Origin of the sequence: Parafrankia sp. EAN1pec, assembly GCF_000018005.1 — a bacterium.
GTDB lineage: Bacteria > Actinomycetota > Actinomycetes > Frankiales > Frankiaceae > Parafrankia > Parafrankia soli.
Window position 1 is genome coordinate 2329986 of sequence record NC_009921.1, and the last position, 18915, is coordinate 2348900.

Sequence of the window (18915 nt, forward strand, 5' to 3'; positions counted from 1 at the left end):
GTCCGCGCGTTCACCTCGTGGAAGTCTTGTCTGGTTCAGGCCCGGTCCCGGGCCGGGCCTGGACCGACCCGGCACGCCCGACTCCGGTCGGGTGTGTCCGGCCCCGCGACCTTCGTGAGCGAAAGACGCCGGGATCCTCGTGACACCGGACACGCCACCGGCAAAGGAGCACAGGTGCCGATCTGGAACCAGCTACGACAGTCCGCGCAGAGCATGCAGGTGCAGCTCAACGCGAAGAAGAACGATCTCAAGAGCGGCGCGTTCCGCGACGCGAGCATGGCGATGTGCGCGCTCGTGGCCGCGGCGGACGGCAGCGTCGACCCCGCCGAGCGGCAGCGGGTCGCGTCGCTGATCGTCGGCAACGACGTGCTGTCGAACTTCGCGGCCGACGACCTCCAGCGCCGGTTCAACGACTACCTGGGCAAGCTGCAGGCCGACTTCGACTTCGGCAAGGTCTCGATCCTCCAGGAGATCGGGAAGGTCAAGAAGAAGCCGACCGAGGCCCGCGCCGTGATCCAGATCGGCATCGTCATCGGCGGCGCCGACGGCAACTTCGACAAGACCGAGCAGGCGATCATCCGCGAGGCGTGCTTCGCGGTGGGGATCAACCCGGAGGAGTTCGACCTCTGACCGTCGCGGGCCCGCGGTCGCTGGTCGGGGGAGCCAGTAGTCGATAGTCGGTCGCCGGGAACGCGGTGATCGGTGACTGCCCGGGCCGGCTCCCTCGGCCCTGTTCGGCTGCCGTGACCTGGGCCGCAATTCCTGGCAGCGGCCACCCGTCCGGACGAACGTGATTTTGTCGTTTCCAGCCCGGCGCGCCCGGTGGCGTTCCGGCGGACCAGCGGCTCGTCACGACCAGACGGAGGACAGGTGGGACCAGCCGACGCTGTTCTCGTCGCCGGGGCCGGCCTGCTCGCGGGGGCCGTGAACGCCGTGGCGGGCGGCGGCACCCTGATCGCGTTCCCGGCGCTGCTCGCCACCGGCCTGCCCGCCCTCACCGCCAACATCACCTCCTCGGTCGGGCTCGTCACCGGGTACGCGGGCGGGGCCCTGGGCTACCGGCGAGAACTAGCCGGACAGACGTCCAGGCTGAAGGCGCTCGGCCCACCGGCGATGCTCGGCGGCCTGGTCGGCGCGGTCGTCCTGCTGCTGACCCCGTCGGACGGCTTCCGGTCCGCCGTGCCGTTCCTGGTGATCGTGGCCTGCCTCCTTCTGGCCGCGCAGTCGAGGCTGGCCTCGCTCGTCGCCCGCCGCCGGGCAGCCGCGCTGGCGACCACCCCCCGGCAGGCGCCCGGCGGCCCGATCGGGGCCGAACCGTCCGTCAGGGCCGAACCGTCCGTCAGGCCAGAACAGTCCGTCGGGGCCGAACTGTCTGCCGGGCCAGAACTGTCTGCCGGGCCAGAACCGTCTGCCGGGCCAGAACCGTCCGTCGGCGCCGTCACCTGGCCCACGCGGATCGGGGTGTTCATCGCGGGGGCGTACGGCTCCTACTTCGGGGCCGGGCTCGGTGTGGTCCTGCTCGGTGTTCTCGGCATCCTGCTGGTCGACGAGCTCCAGCGGACGAACGCCCTCAAGACCCTGCTCTCGTTCGGCGTGAACGCGATCGGCGTGGTGGTCTTTCTCGTTACCGCTCAGGTGTCCTGGGTGTACGCCGGAATCCTCGTCGTGACGTCGGCGACCGGCGGGGTTCTTGGGGCACGGGTCGCCCGGCGGCTTCCCGCGCCAGCCCTGCGCGCGGCTGTGGTCGTGCTCGGTCTGGTCGTGGCCGCGGTCCTGCTGATCCGCGGCTGACGGGGTTGCGCCGGCGGCTGGGAACGCCGATCGGGGTCGTGCCCGGTGGCTGGTAGCGCGGTGAACCAGGCGTGCCCTGAGTATCGCCCGGAGACGCGTCGTGGCCGCTACAGCCACTCGCCCTTTGTCGGCGTTCTCGCCCTTTCGGGACGGAATCGAGGGGGATGTCGCCCGGAAAGGGTGAGGTGGATACCAAAGGGCGAGGAGGTGCCTCGTTGAAAATCCCGAAAGGCGAACGAATTGCATTCTTCTGCCCGTTGGACGGCATCGGTCCATCGGGTCAAAGTGCCCGTGTGTCGAAGAAACCGATCGGACCGACCCACTCGGGCTCCGGGAGCCACCCTGGCGATCAGGGGCACGGGTGCCGGCCGGGGCGGCAGGGCTTTGGGAGCCACCCTGGCGATGAGGGGCACGGGAGCTACCGGGGACGCCAGGGGCGCGGGAGCCGCCGAGGCCATCAGGTGCGCCCGGTGCACCGGTGCCACGAGGGGGTGGGGAGCTGTGTGTACATCGCTCGCCGCCAGCACGGGCTGATCACCACCCGACAGGCCCTCGGCGCGGGCCTCACGCCAGATCTCCTGCGGCACCTGGTGCGCTCTGGGATCTGGCTGCACGCCCGGCAGGGCATCTACGTTCTCCCCGGCGCCACGTTGAGCGCGGATGGCGAGATCGGCGGCCGCCGGTCTGATCACGGCCCGCCGCCTCACTCCGCGCCGTGGCAGCGAACCATTCCGGGGATGGCCACCACCACGGCGCCCTTCTGGCCGGCCGTCGATTTCACCGACTCGGCCGCTAAAGCCCGGTTGCCGCTTCGGCTGCGCGTTCGCGCCGCGCTTCTGGCCCGTCCCGGCGCGGTGGCGTGTGGCGTGACGGCCGGCCGGCTGCTGGGCTTCGAGGGTCTTCCCAGGCCCGCCGACAACGAGCCGGTGCACCTCCGGCTGCCGGTTCACGGTTCCCGGAAGCAGATGGAGGGAACGATCAGCCACTTCGGGCCGGTCGGGGCCGACGAACTGGTCGATCTCGACGGCATCCCCGTCACCGGCCCGGACCGGACCCTCGCGGACCTCGTCCTGGCCAGCTCACGCGACGACGCGATCGCGATGATCGACGCGGCGTTGCACTGCGGGCTGGTGGCGGGGCTGGGCAAAGCGATCGCGGCCTGCGCGAAGCGCCCGGGAGCCCGTCGGGTGTCCTCCTACTGGGCGCTCTCGGACGGTCGGGCCGAGTCCGTGCTCGAGACCCGCCTGCGGCTTCTGCTTCACGACGCGGGTGTGCCTCCGCCGCGCCTGCAGTGGCCCGTCACCGACGGCGCGGGGCGGGTCCTGGCCCGGCTCGACCTCGCCTGGCCCGGCGAGATGCTCGATGTCGAGGCGGACGGCGGGGCCGTCCACGAGCTGCCGCCGGCTCTGCACCGGGACCGCGAGCGGCAGAACCAGCTGCTGGACCTGGGGTGGCGGGTCCGGCGGGTCACCTGGGCCGACGTGCTGCGCTCACCGTCGAAGGTCGTCGCCGCCGTCACCGGATGGCTGGCAGCAGGCCCGTGACCGGCCCGGGAAGCTGTGACGGGAGGAACAATCCGGGCTCGTGGGGCCGCGGGCCCCTACGATCCGTCCCATGACCGTTCCACCGGTGGAGCTGGCGCTCGCCGCCGATTTTCCGGACTCGACGAGGGACGACTGGCGGCGGCTGGTCCTCGGGGTGCTGCGAAAGTCGGGGGTTGCGGGCGAGGACACCGCTCCGGGTGAGGCTGAGGAGCTGATCGCGACCTCGACCTACGAGGGCATCCGCATCCGTCCGCTCTACGACGCGGCGGACGCCGCCGGCGCGGCCGGCGCGGGCCTGCCGGGGCTGGCGCCGTTCGTCCGCGGCGGCCGGCCACAGGGCGCCAACACCGACGGCTGGGACGTCCGTGCGCTGCACGCCCACCCCGGCCCGAAGGCCGGCGGCCAGGCGGTGCTCGCCGACCTGGAGAACGGCGTCACCTCGCTGTGGCTGCGGCTCGGTCCGGCGGGCCTGCCTCTCGACGGGCTCGCCGAGATCCTGCGGGATGTCTACCTCGACCTCGCTCCGGTCGTCCTGGACGCGGGCACGCTCACCGGGGAGGCGGTCGCCGCGTTCCTGGCGCTGGCCGACGAGCGGGGTGTTCCGGCGTCCCAGCTCACCGGCGTGCTCGGCGCGGACCCGCTGGGGCTCGCGGCGCGCACCGGGGCGGCGCCGGACTTCAGCGTGGCCCGCGCGCTCGCCCCACGCGTCGCCGCCGAGTACCCACGCCTGCGGACGCTGGTCGTCGACGCCCGGCCGTACCACGACGCCGGCGGGAGCGACGCCGAGGAGCTCGGCGCCTCGTTGGCGACCGGTGTGGCCTACCTGCGCGAGCTGACCGACGCCGGGCTGGGCGTGGCCGAGGCCCTCGGCCAGCTCGAGTTCCGCTACGCGGTGAGCGCCGACCAGTTCCTGTCGATCGCCAAGCTGCGGGCGGCGCGGCGGCTGTGGGCCCGGGTGGCGGAGGTGTGCGGTGCCGCGCCCGCGGAGCGGGTGCAGCGTCAGCACGCGGTCACCTCGTCCGCGATGATGTCCCGCCGTGACCCCTGGGTGAACATGCTCCGCACCACCGTGGCCTGCTTCGCGGCGGGGGTCGGCGGCGCGGACGCGGTCACCGTGCTGCCCTTCGACGTCAGGCTCGGGCTCGCCGACGACTTCGCCCGTCGGATCGCGCGGAACACGCAGACGCTGCTGCAGGAAGAGTCGAGCCTGATCCGGGTGATCGACCCGGCCGGGGGCTCCTGGTACGTCGAGTCGCTCACCGACTCCCTCGCCGAGGCGGCGTGGGCGGTCTTCACTGAGATCGAGCGTGCCGGAGGGATCTCGGCCACGCTGGCGGACGGCTCGCTGCGGGCCCGCCTCGCCGCGACCTGGGCGGCCCGTGCGGACGCGATCGCGCACCGGCGTGATCCGCTGACCGGCGTCAGCGAGTTCCCCAACCTGGGTGAGAAGCTCCCCGAGCGGCCGCCCGCCCCGGCGGAGACCGGCCCGTCCGGCGCCACGGCCGCGACCGGCACGACCGAGGCCGGCACGACGGCGACCGGAACGACCGGGGCCGGTGGCGGCCACGGGCTGCCGACCGTCACCTACGACCAGGATTACGAGGCGCTGCGCGCCCGGTCGGACGCGCACACCGCCGCCACCGGCGCCCGGCCCGCGGTCTTCCTGGCCACGATCGGCGGGGCCTCGGCGTTCACCGCCCGCGCGACCTTCGCCGCGAACCTGTTCCAGGCCGGCGGCCTGGCCACGCCCGACTCGGGCCCGGGCACGGATCCGGCCTCGATCGCGGCCGCGTTCACCGCGTCCGGCGCGAAGGTCGCCTGCCTGTGCTCGGGGGACAAGGTGTACGCCGAGTGGGTGGCCCCGGTGGCCGAGGCGCTGCACGCGGCGGGGGCCACGCGGGTCTGGCTGGCCGGCAAGGCCGGCTCGCGCGCGGAGACCGACGCCGCGGCGGGCGTGAGCGGGTACGTCTTCACCGGCTGCAACGCCGTCGAGGTGCTGCGGACGACCCTCGCAGAGGCGGGAGTGGCCTGATGTCATCGATCCCCGACTTCGCCGAGATCGCGCTCGGAGCACCCAGCGGCGCGGACGCCGACGAGGCCCAGTGGCGGGTCGCGCTCGAGCAGGCCACCGGCAAGGACGCCGACGCGCTGACCTGGGACACCCCCGAGGGCATCGCGGTGAAGCCGCTGTACACCGCGGCCGACACGGCCGGCCTGGACTTCCTCGGCACCTACCCGGGCATCGCCCCCTACCTGCGCGGCCCGTACCCGGCGATGTACGTGACCCAGCCGTGGACGATCCGCCAGTACGCGGGGTTCTCCACCGCGGCCGAGTCGAACGCCTTCTACCGACGCAACCTGGCCGCCGGCCAGAAGGGCCTCTCGGTGGCCTTCGACCTGCCGACCCACCGCGGGTACGACAGCGACCACCCGCGGGTCACCGGCGACGTGGGCATGGCCGGCGTGGCCATCGACTCGATCTACGACATGCGCCAGCTCTTCGACGGCATCCCGCTGGACCGGATGAGCGTGTCGATGACCATGAACGGCGCGGTGCTGCCGGTCCTGGCGCTGTACATCGTCGCCGCCGAGGAACAGGGGGTGGCACCGGAGCAGCTCGCCGGCACCATCCAGAACGACATCCTCAAAGAGTTCATGGTCCGCAACACCTACATCTACCCGCCGCAGCCGTCGATGCAGATCATCTCGGACATCTTCGCGTACACGTCGAAGCGGATGCCGCGATTCAACTCGATCTCCATCTCCGGCTACCACATGCAGGAGGCGGGCGCGACCGCCGACCTGGAGCTCGCCTACACGCTGGCGGACGGCGTCGAGTACATCCGGGCGGGTCTGGGTGCCGGCCTGGAGATCGACGCCTTCGCCCCCCGGCTGTCGTTCTTCTGGGCGATCGGCATGAACTTCTTCATGGAAGTCGCCAAGATGCGCGCGGCGCGCCTGCTGTGGGCGCGGTTGGTGAACCAGTTCGGCCCGACCAGCGCCCGTTCGACGTCGCTGCGGACGCACTCGCAGACCTCCGGATGGTCGCTGACCGCCCAGGACGTCTTCAACAACGTCGTGCGCACCTGCGTCGAGGCGATGGCCGCCACCCAGGGGCACACCCAGTCGCTGCACACCAACGCCCTCGACGAGGCGCTGGCGCTGCCCACCGACTTCTCCGCCCGCATCGCGCGCAACACCCAGCTGCTGCTCCAGCAGGAGTCCGGTACCACCCGGGTCGTCGACCCGTGGGGCGGCAGCCACTATGTCGAGCGGCTCACCTACGACCTGGCCCGCAAGGCCTGGGCGCACATCACCGAGGTCGAGTCGACCGGCGGGATGGCGCAGGCGATCGACGCCGGCATCCCGAAGATGCGCATCGAGGAGGCGGCGGCGCGCACCCAGGCCCGCATCGACGCCGGACGCCAGCCGCTCGTCGGGGTCAACAAGTACCGGGTGGACGCGGATGAGGCCATCGACGTCCTGAAGGTCGACAACTCGGCGGTCCGGGTCGGTCAGATCGAGAAGCTGCGCCGGCTGCGCGAGGAACGTGACACCGCCGCCGTCGAGTCGGCGCTGCACGCGCTGACCGCCGCGGCCGACGCGGCCCGCGACGGCAGCCGGCCGTCCGACCTGGGGCACAACCTGCTCGCGCTGGCAGTCGACGCCGCCCGCGCCAAGGCGACCGTGGGTGAGATCTCCGACGCCCTGGAGAAGGTGTACGGGCGGCACTCCGGTCAGATCCGTACGATCTCGGGTGTGTACCGGGATGAGGCCGGGCCAGCCGGCAACATCGTCGCCGCCCGCGAGGCCGCGGCGGCCTTCGAGCGGGCCGAGGGCCGGCGCCCACGGATCCTCGTCGCGAAGATGGGGCAGGACGGGCACGACCGCGGCCAGAAGGTGATCGCCACGGCCTTCGCCGACATCGGCTTCGACGTGGACGTCGGCCCGCTGTTCCAGACGCCGGCCGAGGTGGCCCGCCAGGCCGTCGAGGCGGACGTCCAGATCATCGGCGTGTCCTCGCTCGCCGCCGGGCACCTCACGCTGGTCCCGGCGCTGAAGGAGGAGCTGGCGGCGCTCGAACGCGACGACATCCTCGTCGTCGTCGGCGGGGTCATCCCGCCGCAGGACTTCGACGCGCTGCGCGCCGCCGGTGCCGCCGCGATCTTCCCGCCTGGCACGGTCATCGCGGACGCGGCGATCGAGCTGCTGGCCACGCTGTCCGACCAGCTCGGCCACACCGCGGCGCCTTGACCGCACTGGCCCGCCGGCCCGTCGACGTCGCCGCGTACGTCGACGGTGTCCTCGCGTCGTCGCGGATGTGGGTCGCGCGCGCCATCACACTGGTCGAGTCGACCCGGGCCGACCACCGGGAGGCGGCCCAGCAGCTGCTGGTGACCCTGCTCCCGCACGCGGGGAAGGCCCGCAGGGTCGGGATCACCGGCGTCCCCGGGGTCGGCAAGTCGACGTTCATCGACGCGCTCGGCACGACGCTCACCGCGGCCGGGCACCAGGTGGCGGTGCTCGCGGTCGACCCGTCGTCCACCCGCACGGGCGGGAGCATCCTCGGCGACAAGACCCGGATGGAGGCCCTGTCCGCCGACCCGGCCGCGTTCATCCGGCCCTCACCGACCGCGGGGACCCTCGGCGGCGTCGCCAAGGCCACCCGCGAGGCCATGGTCATCATGGAGGCCGCCGGGTACGACGTGGTGCTTGTCGAGACGGTCGGGGTCGGCCAGTCCGAGACCACGGTCGCCGACATGGTCGACACCTTCCTGTTCCTGACCCTGGCCCGGACGGGCGACCAGCTTCAGGGCATCAAGAAGGGCGTCCTGGAACTGGCGGACGTCATCGCCGTCAACAAGGCGGACGGGCCGCACGAGCTCGACGCGCGCCGCGCCGCGCGTGAGCTGGCCGGGGCGATCCGGCTGTTACAGGGCGGCGCGCGGGAGTGGCAGACCCCGGTGCTGACCTGCAGCGCCGCGGAACGCACCGGGCTCGACACGGTGTGGGCGCAGGTCCTCAAGCATCAGGACACCCTCGACGCCTCCGGCGAGCTCGCCGCCCGCCGCCGTCGCCAGCAGGTCGACTGGATGTGGGCGATGGTGCACGACCGGCTACTGTCCCGTCTGCACAACGACCCACGGGTCGCGAATCTGACCGGCGACCTGGAACGCCAGGTCGAGGACGGCGAGCTGACGCCGACGCTCGCCGCCGACGCGATCCTCAGGGCATTCGAGTCCGGTTAGCCCGAGCGGCGGCCGAGGCAGCGCCCGACCGGTCGACACGAGCGGTTCTGAGCTGCGGCGGAAGGCGTTTCCGGCACCGGCACGGGGCTCCACGCCGATGTCCGGTACCGGATAGGGAAAAGTCGGTCTGTACGCCTACGATGTGCCGGTCGGCCTGTTTCGTTGACAGTTAAACGACCCGTTTTGAGCTCTGACGGTGTCGGGTGGCATCGGGGGCGGGTCGGGGGACCGCGCGGCGTGCATCGCCTGCCGTGGCGGGCGGCGAACGAGCACACCCGGAGGACCAGTGGGTTACCAGCTTGGCATCGACGTCGGATCGGCCACCACAGTCGTCGCCGCCACGGACGGGGGCTGGCCCGCCGTGCTGACCCTGGGCGGCGCCCGAGCCGTGCCGTCCGTCCTGTACATGCCCCAGACGGGCGGTGTGCTGTTCGGGCGCTCGGCTGAGAGGCGGGCCCGCACCGATCCCGACCGGGCCGCCCGGGGGTTCCTGCGCCGGCTCGGCGAGCCCGGCCACCTGCTGGTCGGCGGCGCCGCGTACAGCCCGGACGGGCTGCTCGCCCGGCTGGTCGGCCACCTGGTCGGGCAGGTCGTCGCGGCCCGGGGGGAGGAGCCCGAGCAGATCGTCGTCGCGCATCCCGCCTTCTGGCCCGCACACCGCCGCGAGGTGTTCGCGTCCGCGGTCAGCCAGCTCTCGGACGTCTCTGCACCCGTCGCGACCTGCGCGGCCGCCGACGCGATCGGCACCCTGCTCGCCCGCCGCTCGGGGACCCGCACGGTCGACCTCGTCGGGGTCTACGACTTCGGCGCCGGGCACTTCGACGCGGCGGTGCTCTCGTTCAGCCCGTTCGGGTTCCAGCAGCTGGGCACATCGGTCGGAGTGAACCACGCCGGCGGGGCCGACTTCGACGAGCTGCTGGTCGAGCGGGTGCTGGCCGAGGCCGGCGCCGGCCGGGAGCGGCTCGACCGCTCCGATCCCGCGGTCACCGCGGCACTCGCCCGGCTGCGTGAGGAGTGCGCCCAGGCGAAGGAGTACCTCGCGGAGGAGGACGAGATCGAGGTCGCCCTCGCGCTCCCCGGCCTGCCCGCGACGTCGGTGGTGCTGCGCCGCGCGGATCTTGAGACCCTCGTCGCGCCGGTCGTCGACGACACGGTCCGGGCGTTCCGGCGGACCCTCCGAACGGGCGAGGCGACCCCCGAGGATCTCTCCTCCGTGCTCCTCTACGGCGGCGCGGCGCGGATGCCGATCGTCGCCGCCCAGATGCGGGCGGCGTTCCCGAGCGTCGGCCGGTGGGAGTACGGCTCGGACGACGACATCGCGACAGGCGCGGCGCTGATCGCCGCGCGGCTGGCCGCCCAGTCCTCCCGCGAGGAGGTCACCTCGGTCATCCGGCCGCCGGACAGCAGCCCGCCGATCCTCTCCGCGCCGCCGCTGAGCTCTGTCCCGCCCCTGAGCCCGGTCCCGCCGGTCGGGTCAGTGCCGCCGGTCGGGTCAGTGCCGCCCGGCGCGGTGGCGTCGACCGGCGGGCCGGCCGCCGGTGACGGCGACACGTCCAGCGGGCCGGTTCCCCCCGGCGGGGCGGTGTTCGGGGGAGCGGCCGCCGGCGTCAGCGCCTCCAGCCTGGGCTACACCTCATGGCCCGACCGGACGGGACAGCCGCCCGCCGCCGACCCCGACGCCACGGCGATCGGCCACCACGGCGGCTCGGCGGACGACACCCTGATCTCCCGCGGCGGCCACGGAACACCGCCACCCACCACGGCCCCGCCACCCACCGGGCCGACGTCCACAGGCGCGACGTCCACCGGGGAGCCGGCTGGCGCGGGGTACCAGGGCGGTTGGGGGAGCAGCCCGTACCCGTACAGCGACGCCGCGCACACCGTGGCGGCCGGCTCGTCGGCCGGCGGCGACCGCACCCAGGCGGTCGCCACGCCCGGCGGCCCCGGGACGACAGGAGCGCCCGCGACCACCGGAGTCACCGGAGTCACCGGGATCGCTGGGACCGCCGGCGGCGGTGATCCTCAGTCGGCCGCGCCGACACCGTCCCAGGCCGGAACGTTCGGCGGGAGCTCCGCCGGCACCCGGGCCGTCCCGCGCGGCGGGCTGTTCGGCGGCTGGTCCCGCGCGACGATCGCCGCGGCCGTGGCCGCGATCGTCTTCGTCGCCGCCGGCACCACCCTGGGCATCGTGCTGACCGGAGGCGGCGGCGACACGCCGTCCAACGGCATCGTGCCGATCGCCGCGCCCGCCGCCACGCTGCCGCCGCCCGCGGCGACGACCGCGCCGCCCGCGGCCCCGACACCCGGACCCAACACGGTGCTCGTCGCGGGCTCCAGCGAGGTCGCGCCGATCACCGAGACCGCCTACGCCGGGTTCCGCAAGGTTCAGCAGAACGTGACCGTGAACGTCGAGGCGTCGACGACGGAGGACGGCTTCGCCAAGCTCTGCGCGGGCGGCGCCGACATCGCCGGCGCGTCCTTCGAGTTCGACCCGTCCTTCTCGAAGGACCCCGGCTGCGCCGACCAGATCGTCGGGTTCGAGGTCGCGCACCACACACTGCCGATCGTGGTGAACCCGCAGAACACCTGGGCGCGCTGCATGACCCTCGACCAGGTGCGCAAGGTCTGGGACGCCGGCTCGACGATCAACCGGTGGAACCAGATCGACCCGTCCTTCCCGGACGAGCCGATCACGTTCGTGGGGCCGTCCCGGAACACCGTCCAGGCGCAGGTGTTCAACTCGACGGTGAACGACTCCAGCTCCCGGTCCCGGCAGTACCAGGAGACCGACCTGAGCGGGGTCGCGAACGACGTCGCCGGTGACCGGTTGGCCATGGGCTTCCTGGACTTCCCGACGTTCGAGACCTTCGGGCCCCGACTGAGGGGCCTGGAGATCGACAACGGTGAGGGATGTGTCGAACCGAACGCGGTGACGGCCGGAACGGGCTTCTACCTCCCGCTGTGCAAGCCGGTGTTCGTCTACGCCCGTAAGGACTCGCTGCAGAAGCCCGCGGCCGCCGCGTTCATGCGCTACTACATGGAGAACGGCGAGGAGATCGCCTTCGACGCGCACTACGTCCCGCGGACCAAGAGCACGATCGACGAGAACGTGGCCCGCGTCGACGAGCTGACAAAGGGAGTACCACCCGTCACGGCCTGACCCGTGCGTCCACGGCGCCGCGGTTCCGCGGAACCGCGGCGCCGTCAGTCACACAGCTCCGCCGGCTCGCCGCGAAGGGCGTCCGCCGCGCAGGCACGCGATGCCCGCGGTGGACGCCCTTCGCGGTTTCCGTCGGGCTGCGGTGCCTGCCGGGATGTCGTTCCTACCGGGATGTCGTTCCCGCCGGGTCAGCCCGCGGCGGACGGACATCGGGCGGCGGCGATCAGCCCGCGGTGGAGATCAGGTGGTGGCGAGATCAGACGGTGCACGGGTCCCGGAACGGGAGCTCGCTGATCCGCTGCTCCCACTCGGCCCGGCTGATGCGGGCGTCCGGGTCGGCGCAGGCGATCGTCGTGAGCTTCGCGGCGTCCGTCGACCACACCGCGACCTGCCCGGACTCGGTGCTCAGTGCGAGGCGGTCATCCGCGGCGTCCGTCGCCAGGGCGAGGACTGAGCTCTTCAGATTGCCCACCTGGACCATCGGCGCCGCACTCGAGGTGTCCCAGTAGGCGACGACGCCCGCCTGGTCACCGCTGACGGGCTGGCCGCCGGCACCGAACACGACGGCGTTGACCGGGGCCGTGTGACCGTGCAGCTCACTGGTGATATGGGCGGCCATCGGGTCGCGCACATCCCAGACACGGACGGTGCGATCGTCGCCACCGGTGATCATCTGGTGGCCATCTGTGCTGAAGGTGACGGCATTCACCGCGCCGACCGCGCCGGACGCCACCCCTGCCTGGACCGGTTTACGAGGGTCCGTGATGTTCCACAGCTGGACGTCACCACCGATGCCCGCGGTGGCCAGCAGCTTCCCGTCCGGGGTCAGGGCCATGTCCGTGATCACGGCGGTGGTGAGCTGGAGGCGCAGCATCGCGGGCGCGGCCGGGTTCGAGACGTTCCACAGACCGAACGTGCCGTCCTGGGCGGCCGCGGCCAGCAGCGATCCGTCCGCGGACAGCGCCACGTGAACGGGACGGGACAGGCCGTCCAGCTGGGCGACCTGTTGGGGGTTCGCCGGATCGGTGACCTGCCACAGGCGGGCCGCGCTCTGCGTTCCGCCGGTCGCGAGCCGCGTGCCGTCGCCGGTGAACGCGATGCCGTCGGACGGGTCGTCCGAGCGGCGTTCGCTGATCAGCGCCGGTTCGCCGCCGTCGATCAGCCGAAACAGCCGGAGTACGCCGTCCGCGCTGGTGGCGGCGAGGACGGTGCCGGCGGGGTTGATGGCGATATCCCCGTAGGGGACGTCCGAGGCCGGGGTGCGCACCGCGGACGCACCTGCGAACGAGGCGACCATGGCGTCCTCGGCGGCCTGGACGGGCGCGATCCGGTAGGCGGCGAGGCTCAGCCGAGCGGCGAGCGCCGGGTCCTGCGCGCGGCTGGCCGCGGCGGTCGCGGCGAGGTGCGCCGCGATGGCCTCGCGGTCCGCGCTCGACCCGTCGTCACCGCCGCCACCGAGGGTCACGATCGGTACGACGACGGCGGCGACGAGTAGCGCCGCGAACCCGGCGAGGACCATGGTGCGGCGCCTGGACCCGTGGCCGGACTCCGCGCCCTGCGACGGATCGGCACCCGCTCCTTCGCCGGAGCCGGCCGGGGCCGGGGCACCCGGCGCCGGTGACACCGGCCCGGACGACTCGGTTGGTCGCGCGAGCGGCCCCGCGGGCACCGGCCCCGACCACCCCGGCCCGCCGGTGCCCTGGCCGCCGGCCGGTTGGCCGCCCTGGCCTTGGGGTGCGGGTGACAGCGGGTATGGAGGCGGCTGGGAGATCGGTCCCGACGGTGTGCGGGGCTGGGCGGAGCCCGGTGAGGAGACACCCGGAAACGACGACGCCGGCGGTGGGGTGCCCAGCGCGGGCCCGGCACCGGCCCGCGGCGCGTGTGTCAGCGGCCCGAGCGCCGCCGCCGCGGTTCCGCTCCCGCCACGGCCTCCGACAGCGCCCCCGCTCCTGCTTCCGGCAGCGCTCCCGCCTCCACCAGCACCTGCTCCGCCAGCACCTGCTCCGGGCGTTCCGCCTGCTCCGGACACGTCGCCTGGTCCGACCGGCCCGCTCGCGGCCGCTCCGGCGGCTGCGCCGGCGGCGGTTCCCGAGGCTGTCTGCGCGCGGTCGCGGCGCCCGCCGCGGGACCAGCGGCGGCCGCGGGGCGCCCCGGCCGTGCCTTCGGCGCCGCCCGGCGGCCCGGGCGCCGCGCTCCGGTCGGGGATAGCCACCCCGCCCATCAGCGACGCGCGCAGCTCCTCGGCGCTCGGCCGGGTGGTCGGGTCCTTACGCATGGCGAGCTCGACGAGCTCGCGCAGCTCGCCCGTCACGCCGTCGAGCTGCGGCTGCTCGTTGATGATGCGGTAGAGGACGGCCTCCATCCGGCCTTGCCCGAACGGCGGGTGCCCGGTCGCCGCGAAGATCATGATTGATCCCCAGGCGAAGATGTCGACCGCGGCGGTGATCGGCAGGTCGAGGATCTGCTCCGGCGACATGTAGCCGGGCGTGCCGATCGCCTGCTTCACGTTGCGGGACAGGTCGCTGACCGTGTCGTACTCACGCGCCAGCCCGAAGTCGATCACCTTCGGGCCGACCGGGGAGAGTAGCACGTTCGCCGGGGTGAGGTCGCGGTGCACGATGCCGGCGGCGTGGATGGCCGACAGCGCGGTGGCGACGCTGACCGCGAGCTGTTCGAGATCGGCCGGCCGCATCGGGCCGCGCGCGGCCACGTGGCGGGAGAGCGTCGGGCCCTCGACGAACTCCGTGACCAGGTACGGCTGCGGCCCGTGCGGGTCGGCGTCGAGCACGGCCGCGGTGGTGAAGCGGCGGACCCGGCGGGCGCTCTCGGTCTCGCGGGCGAAGCGGGCGCGGAACTCCGGCCGGGAGGCCAGCTCGGGGCGGATCACCTTGATGGCGACGGCGGTGCCGTCCGGCGCCTGCCCGAGGAAGACGGCGCCCATCCCGCCCTGGCCGAGCCGGCCCACCACCCGGTAGGCGCCGAGCTGTACCGGGTCCTCGGACCGCAACGGGCGCGCGGTGTTCCCGGACACCGGTGGTGGCGTAGCTCCGGTCACGCGGCCCCACTCCTGCGGTTGTCACGGCAGCCGCGGGCTGCCGAGGTCGACGACCCGGCGCGGGCAGGCCCGGCGCCACCGCCCGGCGCGCTGTGCGACGGACTCGAGCGCCGCCCCCACCCGGTCGGCCAGTGCGCCGCCCGCCGATCTTCCGACCTACGAGCCACACTGATGATCGCTCCGTGCTGCCAGCCGCCTGAACGACATCCGCACACGATCACTCGGCAGCGGTCAGCCAGCAGCGGTCGCTCGGTAACGATCATCCGTGCACACCGCACCAAGCTGATCCTACGGCACGCCGGTTAGCGAGATCCCAGGTCTGGCAGGCCTATTCGTTGCTCGTGGTGAACCCGGCGGAGCCGCCGGGTTCGGCGGCTCTCGTCGCTCGGACCCGGCCGAACCGGTCGGATCAGTGCCTGATGGCGGATACCGTGCATCCCGGCCGTCCACCGGCGCGTTCTTTCGTGCGACCGTTGGCCGGTTCGCCCCGATGGTGTCGATCTGGGAGGTCACGTGCTCCGCCGCGCAGCGAAGTTCGAGGTCACGCTCACCCCGACGTCGGAGACGCTGCTGGCGCCGGTGGCCGACGAGCCGCGGCGGTGGCTGCTCGGCCGGGCGCTGGACGACTTCGTCGCCGACGTCGACGCGCTCGACGAGGCCGCCCCGCACATGGTCCCGGGCGTGACCCGTCCGAAGATCGACACCGCCGTCGACGAGGCCACGCCGACCGTCACCGGCGGCACCCTGCTCGTCTCCGGCCAGGAGGTGATGCAGACCTGGGAGCGCCCGCTGATGCTGGCGCTCGCGCGCGCGGCCACCCGTCCCGGCGGCTCGGTGTGCGAGGTCGGCTTCGGCCTCGGTATCTCTGCGGGCTTCATCCAGGAGCTGCGGCCGGCGACCCACACGATCATCGAGGCGAACGCGGACGTCGCCACCACGGCGCGCGCCTGGGCCGGAGCCGACGGGCGGCAGGGGGTCGAGATCGTGCCGGGGCGCTGGCAGGACGCCCTGCCGGGGTTGGGCCGGTTCGACGGCATCCTGTTCGACACCTATCCGCTGGACGAGCGCGAGGTGGACGACTATGTGGTGCGTGACGCGACGTTCGCCGAGCACTTCTTCCCGCACGCCGCCGCGCACCTGACGGGCGACGGGTCGTTCACCTACTACTCGAACGAGATCGACTCCCTCTCCCGCCGCCACCAGCGCGCGCTGCTGAAGCACTTCGAGACGTTCTCGGTCCGGGTCGTCGACGGCCTGCGTCCGCCAGCGGACTGCAGCTACTGGTGGGCCCCGTCGATGGCGGTGATCGTCGCCTCCGGTCCGCGCCGCTGACCGGGCGCCGCTGACCTTGTGATGCCGCCGGAGGCTCCGGTTGCCGATGACGGTTCCGGTCGTCGGCGACGGGTCTTGCACGGCTGAGCACGAATCTGTTCGTGCGTGCAAAACGTGACGCCGATTCGCCGGCCCCGGGCGGGACTGGAGCCGCCGGGGGCGGACGGACGTTCACCGAGAGCGCCCGGCGAGCTCAGATCGTCGAGGCCGCCATCGAGGTGATCGCCGACCGGGGCTACGCGGCGGCCTCGTTCGCCGAGATCGCCCGGCACGCCGGGCTGTCCAGCAAGGGCCTGATCTCCTACCACTTCGCCAGCCGTACCGAGCTCGTCGAGCGGATCGTCGAGACGATCTACGCCGAGATCGCCACCTTTCTCACCGCCCGCCTCGACGGCCGCCGGACGCCCGGCGAGGCGCTGCGGGCCTTCATCGAGGCGCAGGTGGAGTTCACCGGGGCGCACCGGACGCGGATGCGGGCGCTGCTCGACATCTTCATGAACGGCGCGCTCGCCTACGGCCCGGAGACGCAGCGCGCGGCCGTTTCGCCCGTCGAGCGGATCCTGCGATGGGGCCAGGAGACCGGTGAGTTCCGCGCCTTCGACGTCCAGGTCATGGCGACGACGGTCCAGCGCTCGGTGGAGGGTCCGACGTTCCTGCTGGCCGGCGATCCCGCGCTGGACGTCGCCGCCTACGCGCGGGAGCTGGCGACCCTCTTCGAACGGGCGACCCGCGCCGACTCCGGCCCGGTTCCCACGGGTGACTCCGAGCACACGCCGCGCGCCGCCACCGAGGGCTCGCCGCGGCCCGGGCAGGGGCCACCGTGACGGCCGATCGGCCTGGCCCGCCTGGCCCACCCATGCCGCCGGAGCCTGCGGCGGCACGTTCCACGCCGGGCCGGGAGGTCTCCGCCGTCGCCGTCGACCTGGTCGTCCCGGTCGCCGCCTACTACCTGCTCCGCGGCGGGGGAATCGCGCCCGGCCCGGCGCTTCTGCTCGCCCGCACGCCGTGGGGGGCCGGGTTGCTCGTCGACGCCGCGGTGCGCCTCGCGATGGCGCTCGCCCTGCCGGTGGACGTGGTTCCCGCTCTCGGATCCGTGCTGTCGGTGGTCACGTTTGTCGGGCTACAGGTGATCCAGCAGGTCTACTTCGTCCGGGTCGACCTGTGGGGCTCGCTGGCGGACTCGCGCCCGGTCGGGCCCATCGACTGAGGAGTCGACGCGGGCCGGTCCAGCCGCGGGCGCTGGGCCTGGCGGCCGTGATGTTGTACGGTTTGCCCCTAGCCGTACCTAGTATCCCGGTCTATCCCTTTTTCCGGCGTGCCGGCTTTCCCGGTGCGCCGGAGTCGTGTTCGGGCCGGACCGGCCCAGGAGGTTCCGCCCGCCCGCGCATCGCGGCGCCCGCACCTGTCGCGGCGCCCGGACATCAGGAGAGACCGATGACGACCCGACCGACTCCCGCCGGGCGCGAGCGAGAGGCCGGCCGGGTCGACCGGACCGGCCCGCCCCAGCGGGTCCCGGTCCGCCGGGCGCCCCGGCTCCGCCCACTGCGGCGGATCGCCGCCGTCGCCTCCGGGCTGGGCGTGGCCGGGTCGATCCTGCTCACCGGGTGCGTCGCCAGTAGTACCGACGAGACGTCCGGAGCCCGCGCCACGTGCGCGCCGACGCCGGGTGTCACCCCCGACGAGGTCCGCTTCGGGGCCCTCTACCCGGACACCGGCTCCGGTTCGCCGCTGTCCCGCGCGTTCCGGGCCGGCATCGACGCCAGGCTCGGGGTCGTCAACGGTGCCGGCGGCATCCAGGGGCGGCAGGTGCGGTACGACTGGCGCGACGACGAGTCGACGTCCGACGGCGCACTGCGCGGCGCCCGCCTGCTCGTCGACCGTGACCAGGTCTTCGCGATCGTCGGCACCAGCGGCATCGCGACCGAGGCGGTGAGCTACCTCGCCGAGCGCGGCGTGCCGACCATCGGCCAGGATCTGACCGCCAGCGGCGACAACGCCTTCGGCTACTCCAACGTTCTCGGCGGCCAGCTCGGGAACTCGGTCTTCGGAGTGTTCGCCCGTGCGCACGGCGCCACCCGGGCCGTCCTGCTGCGGACCGAGCAGATCCCCGCCTCGGGGCAGATCGACGAGCGGATCGCCCACAGCCTGCGCGCAGGCTCGGTCGAGGTCGTCGACACCATCGACTGGACGCCGACCGGCTTCGACCTGAACGCCGTCGCGGCCCGGGTCCGCGCGGCCAACGCCGACATGATCACCGGAGTGGTGCCCCCGCAGGCGCTCGCGGACGTCGCGACCGCCGCCCGGCAGGCCGGGGCGACCATCAAGGTCGTGATGGTGCCGATCGGGTACGACCCCGGCCTGCTCGATCGCCGTCCACAGGGCCTGGCCGGCAGCTTCTTCCTCGTCGACTTCGTGCCCTTCGAGGCGGGGACCCCGGCGCACGAGCGCTACCTCGACGCGATGTCCCGCTACGCCCCCCAGATCGAGCGCCGGGAGCAGACCACCGGTCTGGTCGGCTGGATGACCGCCGACCTCTTCCTCCGGGGCCTCGTCGAGGCCGGTCCGTGCCCCACCCGCGCGGGCTACATCGCCGCGCTGCGCAAGGTGGCGGACTACGACGCGGACGGGCTGCTGCCCAGGCCTGTGGACCTCGCGGTGAAGTCCGCGCCCACCGCCTGCGTGAGCGTGGTCCGAGTGTCCCCGGCCGCGGACGCTTTCCAGGTCCAGATGCCCATGGCCCTCTGCGGCGAGGCGCTGAGCTGACGGCCGCGCGCCCGCCCGCGT

At 73.4% G+C, this 18915-nt stretch carries 12 protein-coding genes; 11 read left to right on the plus strand and 1 reads right to left on the minus strand.

What is annotated here, in order from left to right:
* Positions 1–174: 174 nt before the first annotated feature.
* The 7 genes from FRANEAN1_RS09540 (at position 175) to FRANEAN1_RS09570 (ending at position 11744) form a co-directional block, all read left to right on the plus strand.
* Entirely contained in the window at positions 175–630 is a 456-nt protein-coding gene (locus FRANEAN1_RS09540; RefSeq protein ID WP_020459545.1) for a TerB family tellurite resistance protein, read from the plus strand.
* Between the two features lie 240 nt (positions 631–870).
* Entirely contained in the window at positions 871–1791 is a 921-nt protein-coding gene (locus FRANEAN1_RS09545) for a TSUP family transporter (RefSeq protein WP_020459546.1), read from the plus strand.
* A gap of 503 nt (positions 1792–2294) precedes the next feature.
* The gene (locus tag FRANEAN1_RS09550; RefSeq protein ID WP_347177052.1) at positions 2295–3335 is read left to right on the plus strand and encodes a type IV toxin-antitoxin system AbiEi family antitoxin domain-containing protein; all 1041 of its coding nucleotides are present in this window, start codon (positions 2295–2297) and stop codon (positions 3333–3335) included.
* 70 nt (positions 3336–3405) lie between these two features.
* Positions 3406–5367, plus strand: a complete 1962-nt coding sequence (locus FRANEAN1_RS09555) for a methylmalonyl-CoA mutase subunit beta (protein WP_020459548.1) — start codon at positions 3406–3408, stop codon at positions 5365–5367.
* Positions 5367–7589, plus strand: coding sequence for a methylmalonyl-CoA mutase (scpA, locus tag FRANEAN1_RS09560; RefSeq protein WP_020459549.1), 2223 nt, complete (start codon positions 5367–5369; stop codon positions 7587–7589). The genes FRANEAN1_RS09555 and scpA overlap by 1 nt, the downstream gene beginning before the upstream one ends.
* Positions 7590–7594: 5 nt before the next feature.
* Positions 7595–8584: a methylmalonyl Co-A mutase-associated GTPase MeaB gene (gene meaB, locus FRANEAN1_RS09565; RefSeq protein WP_041255707.1), complete on the plus strand. Its 990-nt coding sequence runs from the start codon at positions 7595–7597 to the stop codon at positions 8582–8584.
* Positions 8585–8870: 286 nt separating this feature from the next.
* Positions 8871–11744 (plus strand): Hsp70 family protein, encoded by a 2874-nt coding sequence (locus FRANEAN1_RS09570; protein WP_020459551.1) that lies wholly within the window; start codon positions 8871–8873, stop codon positions 11742–11744.
* Between the two features lie 256 nt (positions 11745–12000).
* On the opposite strand, the gene FRANEAN1_RS09575 is transcribed toward FRANEAN1_RS09570, so the two are convergent.
* The gene (locus FRANEAN1_RS09575) at positions 12001–14799 is read right to left on the minus strand and encodes a serine/threonine-protein kinase (RefSeq protein ID WP_020459552.1); all 2799 of its coding nucleotides are present in this window, start codon (positions 14797–14799) and stop codon (positions 12001–12003) included.
* 513 nt (positions 14800–15312) lie between these two features.
* Here FRANEAN1_RS09575 and FRANEAN1_RS09580 point away from each other — a divergent pair.
* The 4 genes from FRANEAN1_RS09580 (at position 15313) to FRANEAN1_RS09595 (ending at position 18894) form a co-directional block, all read left to right on the plus strand.
* Positions 15313–16131, plus strand: a complete 819-nt coding sequence (locus FRANEAN1_RS09580) for a class I SAM-dependent methyltransferase (RefSeq protein ID WP_020459554.1) — start codon at positions 15313–15315, stop codon at positions 16129–16131.
* 101 nt (positions 16132–16232) lie between these two features.
* Positions 16233–16955: a TetR family transcriptional regulator gene (locus tag FRANEAN1_RS09585; RefSeq protein WP_020459555.1), complete on the plus strand. Its 723-nt coding sequence runs from the start codon at positions 16233–16235 to the stop codon at positions 16953–16955.
* Positions 16956–16987: 32 nt separating this feature from the next.
* On the plus strand, positions 16988–17338 hold the full coding sequence (locus tag FRANEAN1_RS09590) for a hypothetical protein (RefSeq protein WP_049795612.1): 351 nt from the start codon (positions 16988–16990) through the stop codon (positions 17336–17338).
* 227 nt (positions 17339–17565) lie between these two features.
* The gene (locus FRANEAN1_RS09595; protein ID WP_020459557.1) at positions 17566–18894 is read left to right on the plus strand and encodes an ABC transporter substrate-binding protein; all 1329 of its coding nucleotides are present in this window, start codon (positions 17566–17568) and stop codon (positions 18892–18894) included.
* The last annotated feature ends 21 nt before the right edge of the window (positions 18895–18915 follow it).

Coding starts and splice junctions, on each gene's coding strand:
- FRANEAN1_RS09555 (WP_020459548.1), top strand. CDS start 3,406: ATGACCGTTCCACCGGTGGAGCTGGCGCTCGCCGCCGATTTTCCGGAC.
- scpA (WP_020459549.1), top strand. CDS start 5,367: ATGTCATCGATCCCCGACTTCGCCGAGATCGCGCTCGGAGCACCCAGC.
- FRANEAN1_RS09595 (WP_020459557.1), top strand. CDS start 17,566: ATGACGACCCGACCGACTCCCGCCGGGCGCGAGCGAGAGGCCGGCCGG.
- FRANEAN1_RS09590 (WP_049795612.1), top strand. CDS start 16,988: ATGCCGCCGGAGCCTGCGGCGGCACGTTCCACGCCGGGCCGGGAGGTC.